We start from the raw sequence: 20,500 nt of genomic DNA on the forward strand, positions 1-20,500 counted from the left end.
TACCTACTCATCTAATTGCTAATGCGCATTATACATTTGACCATGCATAAAACCATAAAAACAGCGCCAATACGTTCACAAGGCCAATATATTGACTTTGACACTAAATCTTTCTTTTTTAAGTAATATATCTATCTGATACTTATCACTATAATGATAACGACAATGAAAGTGTATGTTATCACTTTTGTCTTCAATATTTGGAGAGCTTAGACCTAAAATACGCCCCTTTGGATACAATTGCTCCAACCAATAACCGCAATTTCGAGCCGAGTCTTGAATTGGCATAACCCACCCCGTTCTGCTGTAAGTCTTTGGCGGTTTCGCATCATTCTTTTGCTCCACACCAGATAACAAATACTGCTGTTTGAACAAATTCGCTTGCTCAAGAATTCGCTTGCTCGCAACGATTAATGCCGTGTTCGTTGCTTCTTCTTCTACTGTTTTCCATACAGAAAGCAATCCCATAACGAGAAAAAGAATAACCGCAACCCAAATAACAAAACGTGAGCGCTGTAGGTTATTCAGCATCCCCTAACCTTTGATTGCATCCAGCATTCCCCACATTGGCAAGAAAATACCCAGAGCTAAAACCAGCACCATTCCCGCAACGATGGTCAACAGAATAGGTTCAATTCTAGCGGTTAACGTTTTTAGATCGTAATCAACCTCTCGGTCGTAAAAATCCGCGACTTCGAGCAGCAATTCATCAATACGACCCGTTTCTTCACCCACAGAAATCATTTGTATCACGAGTGGTGTGAAAATTTCGCTGTTAATCGCGGTAGAAGAAACGGTACTTCCCGCTTCTATTGCCGATTTCATACCTTGAACACGAAGTTCTAAAAAACGATTGTCCAAAGCTTCAGCCGATAGCGATAACGATTGGTTAAGCGGTACACCTGCTTTTAGCATCAAAGCAAAAGTACGTGAGAAGCGCGACAATAGAGCTCGATTGACCACCCCACCAATCACTGGCATTTTTAAGCGCAGCCGATCCCACTTTTCCCACCCTTTATCTGTCTTTACCCATGCTTTAAAAGCAAAAACAAGACCAAAGATTAATCCAAGCATTAACCCCCAGTAATTAACAAAGAACTCAGACATCCCCATTAAAATACGAGTTGGAAGTGGTAAGTCGACCCCAAAACGCGCGAACATACTCGAAAACTGAGGAATCACGAATATATTCAAGACAAACATAGCGATTGTAATAAAAGTAATCACGAACGTTGGGTAACGCATTGCCGTTTTGATTCGCTTTCGAGTTTCAACCTCTTGTTCGTAGTATCCAGCCAGTTGTAACAATGCCTGATCTAAACGACCTGTATTCTCACCAACACTGATCATCGATACAAACAATGAACTAAATACCTTAGGGTGTATTTGCATCGATGCCGCTAATCCACGACCATTTGTAAGTTCAGCGACCACTTCTTCAAGTGCTACTTTCAGTTGCTTATTTTCACAATGTTGAGTTAACCCTTTCATCGATCTTAATAGCGGAACGCCCGCCTTAGTTAAACTATACAACTGTCGGCAAAACAGAACCAACACCTCTAAAGGCACATTCGGGGAGAACAGACTGGATACATCCATATCCAGGATTGAACCGCCACTTTTTCCAAGTTTAATCGAAGTTGGAATGATCCCTTTACTCATCAAACTGTCAGCAGCAAGATCTTCGTTATTTGCATCCAACTGGCCTGTCACTTGACTGCCATCAGAACTGCGACCTACATAACGATAAGTTGGCATATCACTCTACCCCTACAGATAAATTGGATCAGTGGCACCAGAAGCATCGCCTTCGCCAAGGTTCATTACCTCATCAAAGCTCACAACCCCCTGTATGGCCAATTCCATCGCAGAAGCTAACAGCGGTTTGTAATTTTCAGACTGCCTTGCCGTTTGAGCAAAACCAACGGCATCATTGGCTCTAAGCGCATCCATCATAGGCTGATCGAGCTCCAACATTTCAAACACACCAATACGACCACTGTAGCCTGTCAAATTACAATTTTGACAACCACGCCCTTTCATAAATGGCGTACCTCGCTGGTTTGGGAAACGAACACTCAACCATTGCTCACGCGCTTCATCCAGCTCATCATCAACCTTGCAATCAGCACATACCTTACGAACTAACCGCTGTGCGACCACGGCTCGAACAGCACTTGCTACCAGATAACCCGGAGCCCCCATGTCCATCATACGCAGTGCACTGTCTACTGCATCGTTGGTATGCAGAGTACTTAACACTAAGTGACCAGTAAGTGCCGCTCTCAAACCAATTTCAACGGTTTCATGATCTCGCATCTCACCAATCAGAATGATATCCGGGTCCTGACGTAGGAATGTTCTCAAAATCGTTGAGAAATTGAGGTTAATCTTAGGGTTTACCTGAACCTGATTCACACGAGGAAGACGGTATTCTACAGGGTCTTCAGCGGTAATGATCTTTTTACCCGGTTCGTTTAATTCACTTAACGCACCGTATAGAGTCGTTGTTTTACCTGAGCCCGTAGGCCCGGTTACGAGAATCATGCCATGTGGGCGGCGTAATTGATGACGAAGACGAACGAGCAAATCACTCGGAATGCCTGACAACTCCAATTTACGTAGGCCAGCCGATTGATTAAGCAAACGCATAACCACTGACTCACCGTGCTGTACTGGCATAGTCGACATACGAATATCGACCGATTGACCTTTAACGCGAATATTAAAGCGACCATCTTGAGGCAGTCGTTTCTCTGAAATGTCGAGGTTAGCCATCAGCTTCAAACGCAAAACCAGTGCAGAAGCAATATTCACTTCATTCAACAACGTTTCATGCAGGACACCATCAATACGCTGACGTAAACGTAATACGTTTGAATCTGGTTCAATATGAATATCAGACGCACCAACTTGAATAGCATCTTCAAACAGCGAGTTTACTAGCTTAACGACCGTAACTTCGTCGCTGTCTTCTTCAGCGATATCAAAGTCAAAGGCTTCATTAACTTTATGCTCAGCATGAAGCTGCTCAGCAAATGAGGCAATCTCTTTGGTTCTTCGGTAATAACGGTCGAAACCATCAACCAATTGTCTCTCTTGTGCGACGACAAATTCGAGTGCGTAGTCGCCTAGTTGGCTAAGCAATGATTCTTGGGCAAACAGATCGGCAGGATCACTCATTGCAACACGCAATGTGTCACCTTGACGCCCAATGACCAAAGCACGAAGACGGCGAGCATGAACCTCAGGTAAAAGCTGCACAGCTTCGACGTCAACATTAGCTCGGCTAATATCAATAAGAGGAATAGCAAGCTGTTGCGACAAGAAACTGAGCATTTGCTGCTCTGATAAAAAGCCAAGCTCGATCAGTGCATCACCAAGCTTACGGCCTGTCCTTTTTTGAGCAGCCAGAGCTTGTTCAACTTGATCTTCAGTAATGATGCCCTCTTCTACGAGCAAATCACCGAGCCTTTTTCTTAATCTAATTTGCATCGCTACTCTCCTCTAAAGCATTGATTATCTTTAAGCGATCACGAACAAAGCCTTGCGACTGAGATGAGATCCCAACTCTAACCAATGCTCCTTGATATGATTGCTTTGCAGCCATGAAATCAAGCTGACGTTCTTGCTGAATCGCTAAACCTAACCACCAGCGAGCATTATCTGAATCGACCTCAGTCAATTTTTGGTAGCTCTCTAGCGCAATATCTTCTTGCTGAGACTTTTGACTTAATGCAGCACGCATTGCTAAGTAGTCTTGAGTTGGACTAGGCGGTAAGTGTATTAATGGGCTCAAAGCAGCTTCCGCTTGATTGGCTTTCACAAGTAGCTTCGATAAACCTAGGCGCAGTTTTTCACTGTTGATATTGAGTTTGATACCCGACTGAAATAACTCATACGCTTTGCGAGTATCACCTTTACCAAAATAGAGAATTGCTAGTTTCTGACGGACATCTTCATTTCTTGGATCATAACGGAGCGCTTCGTTATAACCTTTCAACGCTCCAGAAAGATCGTTGGCATCAAGAGCCTTCTTAGCTCGGCCTTGAGCATTAATAGAAAGTTGTTCAGGCGTTAGTTCCACCTGCTCAATCAACATTCCATTGCTTTCTGAATCGCCAGACGTTTCAGGTTGATTTGATACTGGTGTGGGATCTTTTTTAGCCACGCTAGCAACAAGCATTGGCTTTGCTATTTTTTCTTTAGGTATACTTTGAGCTTTAGGTGCGCTTTGAGATTTAGGTATAGCTTGAGATTCAGGGTTTACTTTAGGCTTTGTAACTGACTGAGTTGATACAGCAATGACTGAATCCGATTTAGATTGAGTACTTTTTAGTATTGCCGTGTTGTGAGCCGAAAGGTTCGCTGAATCTAGCGTCACTAACTTCTTAGTCGGCGAGGATACAGGTTGAGTAATGGCCGCTTCAGGACTACCCTCTGAATTGCCTTCTGAAGTATCAATAACGGAAACTTGTATATCTCGAGTTGATATTGAGTTATCGACAGCAGGGCCTTGTGATATAGCCCAGCCCCCCATGGCCAAGCTAAGGGTAAAACCTGCGACCACCCAAACCAATGGAGAGCGTGTTTTTACTTTAGGTACCACCGCAGCTTCAATCGATGCTGTTGACTCTTTTTTTGCCAATTCAGACAAGGCGTTATTAATGACGCTCATAATTAGTTCCACCCCCACAGCATTGGCGTTTTAAATTTAGGTTTACACACATCGTATGTTTCATGCATTGCAGCAAAGAGATGTTGGTTTTCTATATTTTTCTTATCTTCACTAAAAGCAAGCAACAAAGCTTTATGACACAACTGGTTAATCAACCTTGGGATCCCCAAAGAAGAGCGCCAGATCGCTTTTTTATGGCTCAGGCTAAAGGGAGCATATTTGCCACCAGATTTAGCGATCCGGTTATCAATGTAAGCTACCGTTTCATCGAGAGTCAGTGGCCTCAGTGTCGAACTAAATGTGATTCTTTGACGAAATTGCCTTAAATGATAAGCCTCTAATCGAACATCCAATTCCGGCTGCCCTAATAGAACAATTTGCAGCAGCTTTTTATCTTCAGTTTCTAAGTTACCAAACAACCTTAAGGTCTCTAGAGCTTCATCTGACAACGCCTGAGCCTCATCAAGAATCGCAACCACTCGTAAGCCTGAGTTGTGCAATTCAATAAGTTTATGTTGAATGTTATCCACTAAGGTGGCTTCATTATCGGTAATCAAACCAAGCTCTTTAGCCACGGCTTGTCGTAAGTCAGCCCCAGATAGCACTGGGTTAGGCAGGTAAATTAAAGCAGTACAATCATTGAGATGATTGACCAACATTCGGCACACCATGGTTTTGCCTGTGCCGACCTCCCCTGTAACCTTAACTACCCCCTCGCCCATTTCTAACGCCGAAATGACCGTTTGAATTGCCTCAAAATGAGGTGCTAAACCATAAAAAAAATCGGTATTCGGCGTTAACGTAAATGGTAACTGTTCAAAATCAAAATGAACTTGATACATAAGACGACCTAGCTTAGTAATTCACTACCAATCTGCATTGATAAAGTGAGTGGTTACTATTCATCAGGGAACCATTCTTGTAAAAGATCTCGAGAACGCTCCATTTCTGATTGCCAAGTATTTACACCTACAACCGTTGGCTTTAATAGAATAACGAGTTCAGTTTTTTGAGTAAGTTGACTGGTATTACGGAACAAATGACCGAGTGCAGGGATATCACCAAGAAATGGAACTTTTGAAGTCATGTCACTGGTGTTTGATTTCATCAATCCGCCAATAACAACCACATCACCATCTTGCGCTCGAATCACGGAGTCAGACTCACGAATAGAGCTTTTAGCCAGCGGCAGCGTCACAACACCAGTTGTTGAGCCAAGATTAAGCTCTTTCACTTCCTCTTCCACCTCAATCACTGCGGGGTGAACATGTAGGAACACATTTCCTTTATCATCGATCTGCGGCGTCACATCCAAAGAAATACCGGAGAAGAACGGGGTTAGCTCAACTTCAGGGGCAACATTCGCGTTATCACCACTACCGACCGAACTTGATAAATTCGTCACGAAATATTTATCTATACCCACTTTTATAACCGCTTTCTGGTTATTAGCTGCTGTCACTCTTGGGCTAGATAACACATTCAAGTCACCCTGCGTATCCATGAAACTCAAGACGGCTTCAAAACTACCTCCAGAAACAACGAGGTTAGATTGACCACCTAAAGCGGTACCGATTGGGTCCATGCCTGGTAGTTTGCCTGGGATGATCGTACCAGCTGCATTTTTAACGATAGAACCCATACCTAGCGTGTAGTTAGTACCGTTCGACGAAAACATCTTGGTCCAGTTAATGCCTTGTTGATAGCCGTCACTAAGTGTCACTTCCATAATTTTGGCTTCCAAGATAACTTGGCGCTGCAGACGTTTCTGAGAAATCCCAAGGAACTCACGAACCTCTCGGATTTCATCGGGGTAAGCACGTACCGTAATCACACTCGCTTGTGGCGTAACCACAACGCTTTGCCCATCACCAGAACCAATTAAGTGAGCGACTGCCGCTTCAAGCTGCGGCCAAAAATCACTTTCAGATATCGTTTCAATCTCCGTACCACCGTTAGATGTGGAGCTAGACGAATTGGAGTTCGAGTTTGATGAGTTTGAATTCGAGTTAGATGAGTTCGAGTTAGAGTCTGAAGTGGAAATTGTTCCAGTAGTAATCGTCGTTAAAGAACGACCAGAACGCTTTACTTGCAAGTAATCCACTGGAATCGTGACTGTGCGCAAACCGGCCGGATAAATTTGAATCACTTTGCCACGTTTTTCAATATCGTAACCATACATATCCTGAGCAACAGCCAGAACTTCATCTAAGGTCACGTCTGTTAGATTTAGAGTAAGTTTTCCAGCAACGCTTGGATGAATCGCGGCACTGTACTCTGTACCTTTCACTAGGCTTGCAAAAAAGGTTCTCGCTTCAACGCCTTTTGCTTGAATACGAAAGCGCTTGACGGTTTCCACATTCGGAGACATAGAGTCCGAACTTAGCTGAGGCATAAGGTCATCTTGTACCGACGAAGGTAAGTTATGAAGTGCTTTGCTATTCGCTTCATTAATAGATTCGTTTAAAGACTCTTTTATCTCAACAGGGTCTCTATGCCCCATCGAACAGCCGACTAAAGATGACACTAGAATTGCTACTACAAGTTTACGCATGTCTTCACTCTAACCTTAATTATTCTTAACATCTAAAGAGAACATCTCTAATTTCCACTGCTTAGAGCTTCTCTGCAGAGTGACGTACTCTGGATCAATGTTCTTAACTCGGTACCCTCTGATCGTTTCTCCTTGTTCGAGAATCAGACCATTCATAATCGCATAACAAGGTGTATCGCCCTTGCAAACAATGCTCTCTAGAGACGGTAAACGATATTGAACTGGCGCCTTTTTAGCTGATGCTGATTTCTGCAGGGGCGAAAGCCAACCTAATGGCGCAGTTGGGTCTTGTTCTGCCCATACCACTGAACTACCAAACAGCAAAGATAACACTAGAGTTCTAACCACCGATAAACTCCTGTCTGGTACCTAGGGTGTAAACCTCGAACACAAGTCGAGCTTTGGGATATTCTTCTACTGAATACTCAAACGTGCGCCAATAATAGCTCACAGGAAGTGACTCAAGTGCTTGAAGATAAATTGAAATATCGAAGTAGCTACCCGTCAACTCCATTCTAACAGGATGGAGAAAGTACTTTGAATTGTCACTGTTCTCTTGATTGTCCGAAATAGCTTCTGGTTGTAACGATTCTAAAGACTCAAGCTTCAGTCCATTACCTGCATTAAGAACGCTCTCTAATAACTGCGCCATTTGAGAAGGCGTAACCAACCTATCAACGATTTCAGCGAGCTCAAATGATAGCTCTTGGCTCTCAACCAATAGTTTTTTTAACTCAAGATCAATTTCTTTATCTGGGTCTTTGTTCAACTTGGCTTGTAGAACAAGTAATTCACCTTGTTGTTTCTGATTTGACTGCGTAAGGCTCATCGACTTCACATTCTTTTCTTGTAAATCAAGATATGCAGGTTCAATCAATAAGGTAAATACAAGCATGGATAAGCCCACTAGACCACACACGAAAAGTAGCCATTTCTCTCTCAGGCTTAATGCAAGGAACTTATCGCTAAGCTGGTTCCACAGTTGCATTATTCACTCTCCCTATGAGTACTTAACTCAAACGTCACCACATCTTGCTCATTACGACCTATCTTTATCTTTTCAAAGGTGCGCCCGACTAAATTAAGTTCATTTTTAAACTGACCAATCCAGTTTGGAACAACATTAGCGTCACGAGCCAAACCGCGAAGCTCTAGGGTCTCGTGAGTCATGTAGATATGCGAAAGCGAAATATCATTTCGCCCTAATTTAGCGAAGGAATTCATAACACCAGAATACCCGACTTGCTGGGATTCATCGTATTGACCGACCGCCTTCAAAGCCTCTTTATTCGCTTGTATCTCACTAGTGAGACGAGCAACCGCAGCTACTTTCACTGGAGACGGTTTATGTTGAACCAACTTACTATTTAATTGGTTAACTTCTTGGTTAAGCTGATTCAAGTCATATTGTAAAGCTGCTAGCTCTTCATCCAAACTCGATGCTTGATACTGCATTACACAATAACTGCCAAGCAACAAGGTACACACAAGCCCCCAAACCATAACCACATTCACTAGAGTGAAATACTCTTTTTTAGGCTTAAGGTGCTCTGGGTAGAGATTAACGTTAAAAACATTCTTTTCAGCCGCGAGCGTAACTAACCATTTCTCTGAATTTTCGCGCTCACCTTCAACAAGTAAAGAAACGGTCGAACTCAATGTGCTATTTAACACGCTCTGCAATTCAGCTTCATCTTCCTCATCACAGCATATTTTTAACTGATGAAGTTGGGTGCCTTTAATTTGAGAAGAAAGGTAATCAATCGACCTTTGGAGCTCTAAAGCTAGACCATCCAACTGCAATGCACTTGATGCGGTACCAGTTAAGGGGGGGACAACACTGCGGATTGTTCTTTGGAAGCAAACCGTGTTTTCAACAAATGCACCAAGCTTAAAATGTGAGTTAGGGCTGCGTTGTAAAAGAATGAAATTAGAGAGCTCACCAGCACTGTAGCCCCAAACTTCATCTTCGGGAGCAATACCTTTAAGATCAACTTGTGCTGAATTAGTAATACTTACAAGCTTGTCCAATAGCTTTTTAGGCAAAACATACACTTGTAGCTTATTCGAGGTCGGTAGCGCTACCGCACTCGCTGTAATATCAGTCACCCTTTCAGAGATCAGATCTTTCAATAGAAAAGGCAATGCCACCGACCATTCACTCTGTGGAATGTCCGGTTTATCAATTTGATAGGTTTGGTAGTAGTTCGCACATACAATTAGCTGAAGGCTATCACTAGTAAGCGACTCACTGCTCAACAATTTTTTCAGCGCACTTTCCCAGTCACCGTTAACCACAGGGAAACTGGTGACTTGAGGTTCTGACTCAGCCGATGAAATATAAACGGTATCATTGCCCAAAAGGACAATTTGAGAACTACCGTTATTATTCGTTGGCTTTATTTTGTCTAAAATCGCTTTAAAATTCATGCTTAACTATTACTCTTACGCCATCGATTTCTTCGACCGATTTTTACAACGGATTCAGCTTTCACTGTCTTCTCCCCTTGAGTAGGCAAGGGAATTATTTGTTGTTCTTCGTCGAAATATCTCCCTTGATAACCGTTAATGCCTAACTCTATCAAGGTATTCTTTTCTTGCTTTGTCTCAACTCCGACCGCGATCACTTCAGTTGGAGAATCACCGCATGCTCCAATCAGACTTCGAACAAACAGTTGGTTTTCATGCCGTTTATCGATTTTCTTTACCAAACTTCGATGAAGCTTAATATAGTCAACCTTCAAATCCTTTATATAATGAGTGCTAACAATGGTTCGCCCAGCTTGGCCAACCACCACTTTACACCCTAACCCTCGTAACACCTTCGCCACTGGTCGCATATAATCAAGGTGAGTAATTAGATGGCCTTCTGAAAACTCAAAAGCAAGCTGAGAACGATGCTGAGCAGAGAGCTGTAACAACTCACTTCTGAACCATTTAAAATGTGATTTATTTGCAAACGGAGTGACACTCAAGTTCACCGAATAATTGACAGGCTGTGTTGATACTTTCAGCGACTTAAACAAAACCGTCAAAACCGATTGATCCATTTGAGCTTGATAACCGACTTGTTCTACCGCAGACATAAAACGAGAAGATTTCAATAGACCTTTGTCTGGATCTTGAATTCTAATAAATATTTCTTTATGCAATTCATTAACTTGACCGGAATCCGGCATAAGATAACACCGCTGAGCAAAGATTACTAAATTTTCAGGTAGTAGGGCTTTATCAAGTAATGTTCTCCAGCGAACACTGCCTCTGTCTATCTCACTTTTATTTTCTTTTGGGTAACGGCTCCAGTTATTAATGCGCTCTAACTGAGCGCTCTTTAACGCTGTTTCCGTTTCATCCATGATTTGGCTATGGCGTTCACCTTCGACATACATTGTCACGCCAATATGGCACCAGTTATCTGACTCCAAAGGCTCCGGCGGAGTCAATTTATCTAATTGCCTTAAACATTGAGCAGCCAACGTCGCAATATCCTTTGTTCCTTGATGCGGAATAAACACGGCAAAGTCTGCTTCGTAATAGCGAGAAAAAATGACATCGGGATAACGCTGAACAATATTCGACAATACTTCACCAACTTCAATAATAAATCCGTCGGTGAGCTGCTTGTCATTGGCATCTCGAACTTGTTCCCACTCGTCGATACGTATCAGTAAAACGCCTCCACGAGCGCCACTTTCATGCAGTACAGATTCAAGTTTGTTATCAAATAGTACTCGGTTGGCTGTACCAGTGAGCTTATCTAGAAAAGTATGGGTGCGGATAAAAGTATCAAAGCGACTTCGCTCTTGGCGTGCATCTTTCAACTCTTCAATCAGTACATCAAGCGCTTCACTTGCCGTATATGGCCATTCTCGCTCGTCCCCTTTTGAATGAGCCTCTACCTGCCCAGCAAGGATCATTCTCCCTCGCTCTTCCAAAATCTCTGAGCCCATTAACTGTTCTTTTAACCAACGAACACCACGGGCCAAACAAAAAAGGATCAATGCCACCGCCAAAGTAATCGACCACATAGCTTCAATCGAGTAGTTGTAACCAATATAAGGGGGGAGTGCTTTAAATTCGATTTGATAGCCTTCATTTCGATCTAAAATGAAGCTTCTTTCATAGAGACGGTTTGGATCAATTTGTGGGGAGGTATCTTTAAATCGGTAAACGATACCGGTTTTGTTTGAAAGCTTCATCTCAACGATATTGCTTGCCTGCAACATCTTCGGCATCCAACGTTGCATTGAATACGCAGCATCTGGATCTTCCATCTCTTTATCTACGACGTCAACAATGCCAACCAAATAATGATCTAAATATTCCTGTCCTATACGCTTAAAGGAGAGTGTGCCACCAATAAAAAGGATGAACATCGCACTGATCACTATCACGGTGACAAATGCGACCAATCGAGTGCTCAATTTTAGTGTCGGGGTATATCTCATGAATAACGAAATCCTTTTCAACTCACATTATACCGTATTGCTACTTATACTATAAATTGACGTTGTAAATAAAGCGTTAAGAATTGTAGGTAACAAAAAGCCGCGACGAACGCGGCTTCTTCCAATTTAATACTGCTTTTATAATATATTAAAAACAGTCCTCAAAATGGGATGTCATCATCAAAATCCATCGGCGGCTCATTATATTGAGGTTGAGCCTGCTGAGGAGCTTGTTGAGGTGCTTTCGGCTGCTGTTGAGCTGGCGCACTGTATTGTTGCTGCTGTTGTTGTGGCTGCTGTGGCTGACCCCAACTACCTTGCTGTTGGTTGTTACCCATACCACCTTGGGCAGGAGCACCGCCTTGAGCACGACCGCCAAGCATTTGCATTACACCGTTGAAGCCTTGAACAACGACTTCTGTTGTGTAGCGATCTTGACCGCTTTGATCTTGCCATTTACGCGTTTGAAGTTGACCTTCAATGTAAACTTGGGAACCTTTACGTAGGTACTCACCAGCAACTTCCGCCAGCTTGCCAAACAGAGCAACACGGTGCCATTCTGTTTTTTCGCGCTGTTCGCCAGTTGCTTTGTCACGCCATGACTCTGACGTTGCAATGGTAATGTTCGCTACTGCACCGCCATTTGGCATGTAACGAATTTCAGGGTCATTACCTAGGTTACCCACTAATATAACTTTGTTAACTCCACGGCTAGCCATGATTTGCTCCGTCTAAATTCATAGTCTCAGAAAATTTTAGCGCACAAGAATAGCATGCTTTTCTGCTGTGATAAATCGCTTCCTATTCTCACTCCACCACAAAGAATAAAAACGTAACAAATCATGATATTCAGAGCGATGTTGCTTTTTTCTCCACTTACAAACCACTCATTTACTTTGATAATTGATATTCAACGCAAGTCACTATCAAGGCGCTAGAGAAGCGAAAGCCTGCATGACAACGTGGAATCTAATCCCACTCAAACAGGACGTTTCAATGAGAAAATCAAGATACGCTCGCACTTTACACTTTCTGTGCATCGACCCAAACGATACCTATCTACATGTAAAGGAGATAGAAAAGCACTTATCTATTATTCTCTACAAAATGACACCCGACGAATTAATGTTAGTTGATAGAAAGCAGAGTAACCGGATCTTGCTCGTCGATTATAGAGAGGTACCACAACTACTGGTTATTTGTCCTAACCTGACTGTTATGTGGAAAAATCACGAAATCATTTTATTCAATGTCCCCCAGCAACTTCCAACCTCAGAGCTTCTTACCTATGGGGTACTAAAAGGACTCTTTTACAACACTGAACAAAAGGACAAGATTGCTCGTGGTCTTCAAGAAGTGATCGATGGTGACAACTGGCTACCTAGGAAGGTGACTAATCAACTTCTGTTTTATTATCGTAATATGGTCAATACCAATACGACCCCAACCAATGTTGATTTAACTATTCGTGAAATCCAAGTCATTCGCTGCCTTCAATCAGGATCATCAAATACTCAAATAGCCGATGACCTTTTCATTAGCGAATTCACGGTCAAATCCCACCTCTATCAAATATTCCGTAAGTTAGCGGTGAAAAATAGAGTCCAAGCTATTGCATGGGCAAACCAAAACTTGCTTGCATAACCACTCCGCCTCTAATCTGACAATAATTTTGAGGGAAGCTCGAGTAATCATTGGTATTGTTGCTGAAATTTCGACATAACATATGCTAGAGTTGCCCTCAGAAATATCAACAAATCAGTTGAATCAATAATTATTATAGATAAAGGGTCTTATCATGATCAAAAAGTGCCTTTTCCCGGCAGCAGGCTACGGTACACGTTTTTTACCAGCAACTAAGTCAATGCCGAAAGAAATGATGCCTGTAGTAAACAAACCTCTGATTGAATACGGTGTAGAGGAAGCTATCGAAGCCGGTATGGATGGAATGTGCATCGTTACTGGCCGTGGTAAACATTCACTGATGGATCACTTTGATAAGAACTACGAGCTAGAGCACCAAATTAGCGGTACCAATAAAGAAGACTTGCTGATCAATATTCGTGAGACGATTGAAGCAGCAAACTTTACCTACATTCGTCAACGCGAAATGAAAGGTCTAGGCCATGCTATCTTGACTGGTCGTGAACTTGTGGGTGATGAGCCTTTCGCCGTTGTGCTTGCTGATGACCTTTGTGTGAACGAGCAGCAAGGCGTTCTGGCTCAAATGGTTGCGCTATACAAGCAGTTCCGTTGCTCAATCGTTGCAGTACAAGAAGTGCCTGAAAACGAAACTCATAAATACGGTGTTATCTCGGGCGAGATGATCAAAGACGATCTTTTCCGTGTCGATGACATGGTAGAAAAGCCAGAACCAGGTACTGCACCAAGCAACCTAGCGATCATTGGCCGCTACATTCTGACTCCAGATATCTTTGAACTGATCGAGCAGACTGAACCAGGCAAAGGCGGCGAAATCCAAATCACTGATGCATTGCTAAAACAAGCAAGAGCAGGCTGTGTGTTGGCTTACAAATTTAAAGGCCAACGTTTTGATTGCGGTAGTGTTGAAGGTTATATCGAAGCAACAAACTACTGCTTTGAAAATCTATACAAAAAAGACCAAAAGCAAATCGAACTAGGTAAGCACTCGACAAAGAAAGAAGCGTGACAACGGGTTAATAATCAACGTTTAAATTGGTAGAAAGGGTGGCTCTTTGAGTCACCCTTTTTTGTTTACTGTTTTTTTATCCAGTAAAACTTTGCACAAATCTCACTCTATGTAATACTTTAGCCACTTAAAATTACATGGTCTGTTGAGATGGATAAAATAGAAATTAGAGGCGCTCGTACGCATAACCTCAAAGACATTAACCTAACCATACCCCGTGATAAGCTAACGGTTATCACTGGATTATCAGGTTCAGGAAAGTCGTCACTTGCGTTTGATACCCTCTACGCAGAAGGTCAACGTCGTTATGTTGAGTCTCTGTCGGCCTATGCTCGTCAATTTCTATCTCTCATGGAAAAGCCTGATGTCGACCACATCGAAGGTTTATCTCCAGCCATCTCGATAGAACAGAAATCAACTTCTCACAATCCTCGTTCAACGGTTGGCACCATCACTGAAGTCTATGATTACCTAAGACTGCTTTACGCGCGAGTCGGTGAACCACGCTGTCCTGATCACAATACCCCTCTTGCAGCACAAACCATCAGTCAAATGGTCGATAAAGTCTTAGAACTGCCTGCTGGTTCAAAGATGATGCTTTTGGCTCCGATAGTCAAAGAACGTAAAGGTGAGCACGTTAAAACGCTTGAGAACCTAGCGGCTCAAGGCTTTATCCGTGCCCGTATTGATGGCGAGACCTGTGATTTGTCCGATCCACCAACATTGGAACTGCACAAGAAGCACACCATTGAAGTTGTCGTTGATCGCTTTAAGGTTCGCCCAGATCTTCAACAGCGTTTAGCTGAATCGTTTGAGACAACATTAGAGCTCTCTGGCGGTATCGCTGTAGTCGGTTGGATGGATGATAAAGAACAAGAAGAGATCGTGTTCTCGGCTAATTTTGCTTGTCCAAAGTGTGGCTACAGCATGCAAGAACTTGAGCCTCGCCTATTCTCATTCAACAATCCTGCTGGTGCATGTGGTACGTGTGATGGACTTGGTGTTCAACAATATTTTGACCCAACTCGAGTAATTTTAGATGAGAACCTAAGCATTGCAGAAGGTGCGATAAAAGGCTGGGATCAGAAAAATTATTACTATTTCCAAATGCTGACATCGCTATCAGACCATTATGGTTTTGACCTTTATGCTCCGTTCAACTCTTTACCAAAGAAAACTCAAGAGATCATCCTCAAGGGCTCTGGTAGAACTGAAGTTGAATTCAAATACATCAATGATCGTGGTGATATCCGAGTCAAGCGTCACCCCTTTGAAGGTATTTTAAATACGCTGGAACGCCGTTACCGCGACACTGAATCTAGCGCGGTGCGTGAAGATCTTGCCAAGTACATATCAACGAAATCATGCTCTAGCTGTGATGGTACACGCTTAAGATTAGAAGCTCGAAATGTCTTTATTGGCGATACCACACTGCCAGAAATCGTTCAGCTCAGTATTGCTGACGCACTACAATTTTTCCAAGAGTTGAAGTTAGACGGCCAGCGTGGACAAATTGCTGATAAAGTGATGAAAGAGATCAATGATCGTCTGCATTTTTTGGTGAACGTTGGTTTGAATTACCTGAACCTATCACGCAGTGCAGAAACACTGTCAGGTGGTGAAGCGCAAAGAATTCGTCTAGCAAGTCAAATTGGAGCCGGTTTAGTGGGTGTTATGTATGTGCTGGATGAACCATCGATTGGCCTCCACCAGCGTGATAATGAACGTCTACTACAAACTCTGGTTCACCTAAGAGACTTAGGAAATACCGTACTTGTTGTTGAGCATGACGAAGATGCGATTCGTTGCGCTGACCATGTTATCGATATAGGTCCAGGCGCAGGTGTTCATGGTGGTCACGTGGTGGCAGAAGGTACCATGCAAGACATCATCGAAAATCCGAACTCTTTAACAGGGCAATACCTGAGCGGCGCCAAAGAAATTGCGGTACCAAAACAAAGAACGCCTATCAACAAGAAAAAGGTCGTCGAGATCGTTGGCGCGAAAGGAAACAACCTAAAGAATGTCACTGCGACAATCCCTGTAGGCTTGTTCAGCTGTATTACGGGGGTATCGGGGTCAGGAAAATCAACACTAATCAATGACACCTTCTTTAAAGTTGCTCACACTCAATTAAACGGTGCAACCACTGCGGTTCCGGCACAGCACAAAAAGATAAAAGGCTTAGAGCATTTCGACAAAGTGATCGATATTGATCAAAGCCCTATCGGTCGCACCCCTAGATCAAACCCTGCAACCTACACTGGTATTTTCACGCCAATTCGTGAGTTATTTGCAGGTACCCAAGAATCACGATCTCGTGGCTACAAGCCAGGTCGATTCAGTTTTAACGTTCGTGGTGGTCGCTGTGAAGCGTGTCAGGGAGACGGTGTCATCAAAGTAGAGATGCATTTCTTGCCAGATGTGTATGTACCGTGCGATGTGTGTAAAGGTAAGCGTTATAACCGTGAAACGCTAGAGGTCCGCTACAAGGGGAAAACCATTGACGAAGTTCTAGAGATGACTGTCGAAGATGCTCGAGAATACTTCAACCCTGTTCCTGTTATTGCTCGTAAGCTGCAAACATTGATGGATGTTGGCCTTTCCTACATTCGCCTCGGACAAGCAGCAACAACCTTGTCTGGCGGTGAAGCACAACGTGTTAAGTTAGCAAGAGAGTTATCTAAGCGAGACACGGGGAAAACCTTATACATTCTCGATGAGCCAACAACAGGCCTACATTTCCACGATATCCAGCAACTGTTAACGGTACTGCATAGATTACGGGATCACGGTAATACGGTTGTCGTGATTGAGCATAACCTAGACGTCGTCAAAACAGCGGACTGGATCCTAGATCTTGGCCCTGAAGGTGGTCAAGGAGGCGGTGAAATTGTTGCAGAAGGTACACCTGAAGATGTGGCGTTAGTCGAAGGTTCGCACACTGCTCGCTTCCTTAAGCCTATGTTAAATTTGAAGTAGGTGTAAAATAGCTCCCTGCGAGCAGACAGAAAAATGTTAAAGTAACAGGGCTTTTTTCAGAAGGAACAAGCTCTGTTTTTATAAGGTTAGGGATTTATGGCAACAATACATACTAGCGGTACCCAGCTAGAAAATCAGAGAACTCAGCTTCCGCTTAACAAGGCATTCCTTGCCTCTTTAGCTGTTATATTCTTATTAGCCATGCACTTTTTCATGCCCAATCCTGGAGGCTCAGGCCTCGCTTTATCCTTTAATCCAACCACTTGGTTAGCTCTTAGCTTTACGTTGGCGATTGGCTTCTACCAGCTTGCCACTAACCGAGCACTCAAATATTCAAAGTTAACCGTTGGCTTGCTAATAAGCTGCGTGATACTGACGTTGCCCATTATTTACAGCAACGCCTCTCCTCAAGCCGCATCAGGCCGACTACTGGGATTGTGGGCGGGCTTCGCTTTATTCGTGGTGCTTCAGCAATTTAAATTCAGTAACAAACACAAACAACGCATGTTGTGGTTCATTGTTCTTGCTGTCGTCCTACAAGCACTTTTTGGCTATGTGCAATATTTCTTACTGGAACCTGGCAACCTATTTGGTTATAACACTGCGGCCAATAGACCTTATGGGATATTTCAACAACCGAATGTTATGGCCAGCTTTTTAGCTACCGGTTTTGTGCTTTCAGCTTATCTTTTAGCGAGACAGCCTGCTAAATATAATCGCAAAATTAGCGAGTCATTCTTACTATACCTGACACCAACCTTAACCGTACCTTTGCTGATCATCATTGCATCACGTACAGGATGGTTGGCTGCCGTAATCGGGTTTGTCTGCATTCTGCCTTACCTTTACAAGTTCTCGACCAAGAAGCGCTTCTACGGATGGTGTGTATCAGTGGTAGTCGGTATCGTCGTCGCTTTTTCGGTGATCAGCCTCAGTACAACTGATAGCCTCGCAAGCAAAAGGGCTAACTTAGAAAGCCCACGAGCTTATACCTTTCCGCAAGCGCTCGATATGATGATCGAAAAGCCATTTACAGGGTATGGCTACGGAAAATTCGAATCCGAGTACACGCTATACACAGCTCGCCAGCATCAACTCAACCCAAATTATCATCCCGGCCTTCCTTCAATGGATCACCCACACAATGAGTTCCTGTTTTGGGGGGTTGAGGGCGGAATAGTACCAATCATCGGGATCTTGATTGCTGCGGTGTTGGTGATGTCACGCATAGCTAACTCAGCGAAAGGAACACGTCTAGCACTACTTGCGCTGTTCATACCAATACTCTTACATTCTCAGCTTGAGTATCCTTTTTACCACTCGGCGATTCACTGGATAACCTTTATCATTTTGATTTACTGGGTCGATCAACGGACTTCTCGCCACTATCAGCAGCCGTTTAGTATCGTCAGTAAAACCCTATTCAGAGTGTCGAGCTTAGTCGTTCCTATCTTGGTGAGTTTTTACATGCTGAGTGCCTTACACACCAATTATGTACTCACTAAATTTGAAATGTCTAAGCCGAAAAACCCGGACATTCTTAAGCAGGTAACGAACCCCGTAGTATGGAAAGATCGCTATGATTGGGACGTGTACAGTACCTATCTAAATATCGGCCTCTACAAAGCCGATCCTAGCCTGATCCAGCCTTATATAGATTGGTCGTTAGAGATCATAAAGAGTAAGCCAAGGCCTGCTTTCTACAGCAACCTGATTCTCGCGTATCAAGGATTAGGTGATCACAGCAAGGCAGAACAAATTCGCAGTGAAGCGAGCTTCTTGTTCCCAAATCGAGACTTTTCCAAGATTCAGTATAAAAGAGTATCACAAGAAGATAACCTGTCGTCTGCTGAGTGATGTTTAGATCTCGGAACTAAAGCACCATTTCTGACCTTTCGGTTAGGCACAAAAAAGCGCACGATCTCTCGTGCGCTTTTCTTTTGAACTTCAGCTTATAGCTACTATTTTAGAACGTCTTGCAACGCTTTTAAGCATAAGGCTACATTCTCTTTTCGAGCGCCATAACCCATTAAACCAATACGCCAAGCCTTCCCAGCTAAAGAGCCAAGGCCTGCACCGATTTCAAGATTATATTCTTCTAACAGCTGCGTTCTTATTTTGGCTTCATCAATCCCTTCAGGGAAGTAAAGCGCATTCAATTGAGGTAGGCGACTCTCTTCATCAACCACAAACTTTAATCCTAGTGCTTCTACGCCTTCTTTAAGCTCTTGGTGCATCGCATGGTGACGTGACCACGCATTATCCAGGCCTTCATTTTTCAATAAAACCAACGACTCATGCAGAGCATATAGGCTGTTCACAGGCGCAGTGTGGTGATAGCTACGCTTACCTTCTCCACTCCAATAACCTAATACCAAGCTCTGATCCAAGAACCAGCTTTGTACGGGAGCTTGACGTGCTTTCATTTTATCGACAGCACGTTGAGAGAACGTCACGGGAGATAAACCAGGTACACAAGACAGACACTTCTGACTGCCTGAATAAACCGCATCGAGTTGCCATTCATCAACCAACAATGGCACACCACCTAATGATGTCACCGCATCCACAATCGACAATGCATCAAACTGGCGAGCGACTGCGGAAATAGCTTGAGCATCCGATAACGCGCCAGTAGACGTCTCGGCATGCACAAATGCGACAGCAACAGCATCGGGGTTTTCAGCCAATGCCTTTTCTACCTTTTCAACTGAAACGGGCTTACCCCACTCGTCATCAACAAGGATCGCTTCACCACCGCAGCGAACAACATTCTCGCGCATACGCTCACCAAAAACACCGTTACGACAAACAATGACCTTTTCACCAGGCTCAATCAAATTAACAAAACAGGTTTCCATGCCCGCACTGCCTGGAGCAGAAACAGCAATCGTAAATTCATTCTCTGTTTGGAATGCATACTTAAGAAGTTGTTTAAGCTCATCCATCATCGCAATAAATAGCGGGTCGAGGTGACCAATGGTTGGACGGCTTAAGGCCTGTAAAACTTGAGGAGAAATGTCTGAAGGCCCCGGCCCCATTAACGTTCGGTGTGGCGGATAAAAACTATCGATAGCAGCAGTGAGTGTTAAATTAGACATGTATATCCCTTACGTTAATGTTGTGAACAGTCCACCCTAAAGCAAATTGATTACCTCAGCAATTAG

The 20,500-nt window shown here is 43.4% G+C and carries 16 protein-coding genes; 4 read left to right on the forward strand and 12 right to left on the reverse strand.

Features of this window, described 5'->3' with window-relative positions:
* Positions 1–75: 75 nt before the first annotated feature.
* The 11 genes from ACED53_RS06115 to ACED53_RS06165 all read right to left on the reverse strand — a co-directional run bounded on the left by ACED53_RS06115 (position 76) and on the right by ACED53_RS06165 (position 12,399).
* Entirely contained in the window at positions 76–531 is a 456-nt protein-coding gene (locus tag ACED53_RS06115) for a hypothetical protein (RefSeq protein WP_017101377.1), read from the reverse strand.
* 3 nt (positions 532–534) lie between these two features.
* The gene (locus tag ACED53_RS06120) at positions 535–1,758 is read right to left on the reverse strand and encodes a type II secretion system F family protein (protein WP_017101378.1); all 1,224 of its coding nucleotides are present in this window, start codon (positions 1,756–1,758) and stop codon (positions 535–537) included.
* A 12-nt stretch (positions 1,759–1,770) separates the two neighbouring features.
* On the reverse strand, positions 1,771–3,495 hold the full coding sequence (locus tag ACED53_RS06125; protein WP_017101379.1) for a GspE/PulE family protein: 1,725 nt from the start codon (positions 3,493–3,495) through the stop codon (positions 1,771–1,773).
* The gene (locus ACED53_RS06130; RefSeq protein WP_032499325.1) at positions 3,485–4,678 is read right to left on the reverse strand and encodes a lipopolysaccharide assembly protein LapB; all 1,194 of its coding nucleotides are present in this window, start codon (positions 4,676–4,678) and stop codon (positions 3,485–3,487) included. Before ACED53_RS06130 ends, ACED53_RS06125 begins: the two co-directional genes overlap by 11 nt.
* A gap of 2 nt (positions 4,679–4,680) precedes the next feature.
* Positions 4,681–5,520, reverse strand: a complete 840-nt coding sequence (locus ACED53_RS06135) for an ExeA family protein (RefSeq protein WP_017101381.1) — start codon at positions 5,518–5,520, stop codon at positions 4,681–4,683.
* A 56-nt stretch (positions 5,521–5,576) separates the two neighbouring features.
* Positions 5,577–7,232 (reverse strand): pilus (MSHA type) biogenesis protein MshL, encoded by a 1,656-nt coding sequence (gene mshL / locus ACED53_RS06140; RefSeq protein WP_017101382.1) that lies wholly within the window; start codon positions 7,230–7,232, stop codon positions 5,577–5,579.
* A gap of 15 nt (positions 7,233–7,247) precedes the next feature.
* The gene (locus tag ACED53_RS06145; protein ID WP_017101383.1) at positions 7,248–7,580 is read right to left on the reverse strand and encodes a hypothetical protein; all 333 of its coding nucleotides are present in this window, start codon (positions 7,578–7,580) and stop codon (positions 7,248–7,250) included.
* Positions 7,573–8,220, reverse strand: coding sequence for a type 4a pilus biogenesis protein PilO (gene pilO, locus ACED53_RS06150; protein ID WP_009847865.1), 648 nt, complete (start codon positions 8,218–8,220; stop codon positions 7,573–7,575). Before pilO ends, ACED53_RS06145 begins: the two co-directional genes overlap by 8 nt.
* Positions 8,220–9,662: an MSHA biogenesis protein MshI gene (locus tag ACED53_RS06155; RefSeq protein ID WP_017101384.1), complete on the reverse strand. Its 1,443-nt coding sequence runs from the start codon at positions 9,660–9,662 to the stop codon at positions 8,220–8,222. The genes pilO and ACED53_RS06155 overlap by 1 nt, the downstream gene beginning before the upstream one ends.
* 2 nt (positions 9,663–9,664) lie before the next feature.
* On the reverse strand, positions 9,665–11,680 hold the full coding sequence (gene csrD / locus ACED53_RS06160; RefSeq protein WP_017101385.1) for an RNase E specificity factor CsrD: 2,016 nt from the start codon (positions 11,678–11,680) through the stop codon (positions 9,665–9,667).
* A gap of 161 nt (positions 11,681–11,841) precedes the next feature.
* Entirely contained in the window at positions 11,842–12,399 is a 558-nt protein-coding gene (locus tag ACED53_RS06165) for a single-stranded DNA-binding protein (protein ID WP_009847868.1), read from the reverse strand.
* Positions 12,400–12,676: 277 nt separating this feature from the next.
* Between ACED53_RS06165 and ACED53_RS06170 the strand changes: the two genes are divergently transcribed.
* From ACED53_RS06170 to ACED53_RS06185, 4 genes are all read left to right on the forward strand, one after another.
* A complete protein-coding gene (locus ACED53_RS06170) occupies positions 12,677–13,324 on the forward strand; it encodes a LuxR C-terminal-related transcriptional regulator (protein WP_029222919.1) in 648 nt (215 codons plus the stop codon).
* Positions 13,325–13,478: 154 nt separating this feature from the next.
* Positions 13,479–14,351: a UTP--glucose-1-phosphate uridylyltransferase GalU gene (gene galU / locus ACED53_RS06175; protein WP_017101387.1), complete on the forward strand. Its 873-nt coding sequence runs from the start codon at positions 13,479–13,481 to the stop codon at positions 14,349–14,351.
* Between the two features lie 150 nt (positions 14,352–14,501).
* Positions 14,502–17,333 carry an excinuclease ABC subunit UvrA gene (gene uvrA / locus ACED53_RS06180; protein ID WP_017101388.1) on the forward strand — a complete coding sequence of 944 codons (2,832 nt, stop codon included), beginning with the start codon at positions 14,502–14,504 and terminating at the stop codon, positions 17,331–17,333.
* Positions 17,334–17,429: 96 nt separating this feature from the next.
* Positions 17,430–19,190 carry a PglL family O-oligosaccharyltransferase gene (locus ACED53_RS06185; RefSeq protein WP_017101389.1) on the forward strand — a complete coding sequence of 587 codons (1,761 nt, stop codon included), beginning with the start codon at positions 17,430–17,432 and terminating at the stop codon, positions 19,188–19,190.
* A gap of 104 nt (positions 19,191–19,294) precedes the next feature.
* Here ACED53_RS06185 and ACED53_RS06190 read toward each other — a convergent pair whose 3' ends face one another.
* Positions 19,295–20,434 (reverse strand): alanine--glyoxylate aminotransferase family protein, encoded by a 1,140-nt coding sequence (locus tag ACED53_RS06190; RefSeq protein WP_017098877.1) that lies wholly within the window; start codon positions 20,432–20,434, stop codon positions 19,295–19,297.
* Positions 20,435–20,500: the final 66 nt, after the last annotated feature.

It is taken from the genome of Vibrio sp. 1F169 (genome assembly GCF_041439605.1).
Classification (GTDB): Bacteria; Pseudomonadota; Gammaproteobacteria; order Enterobacterales; family Vibrionaceae; genus Vibrio; species Vibrio tasmaniensis_A.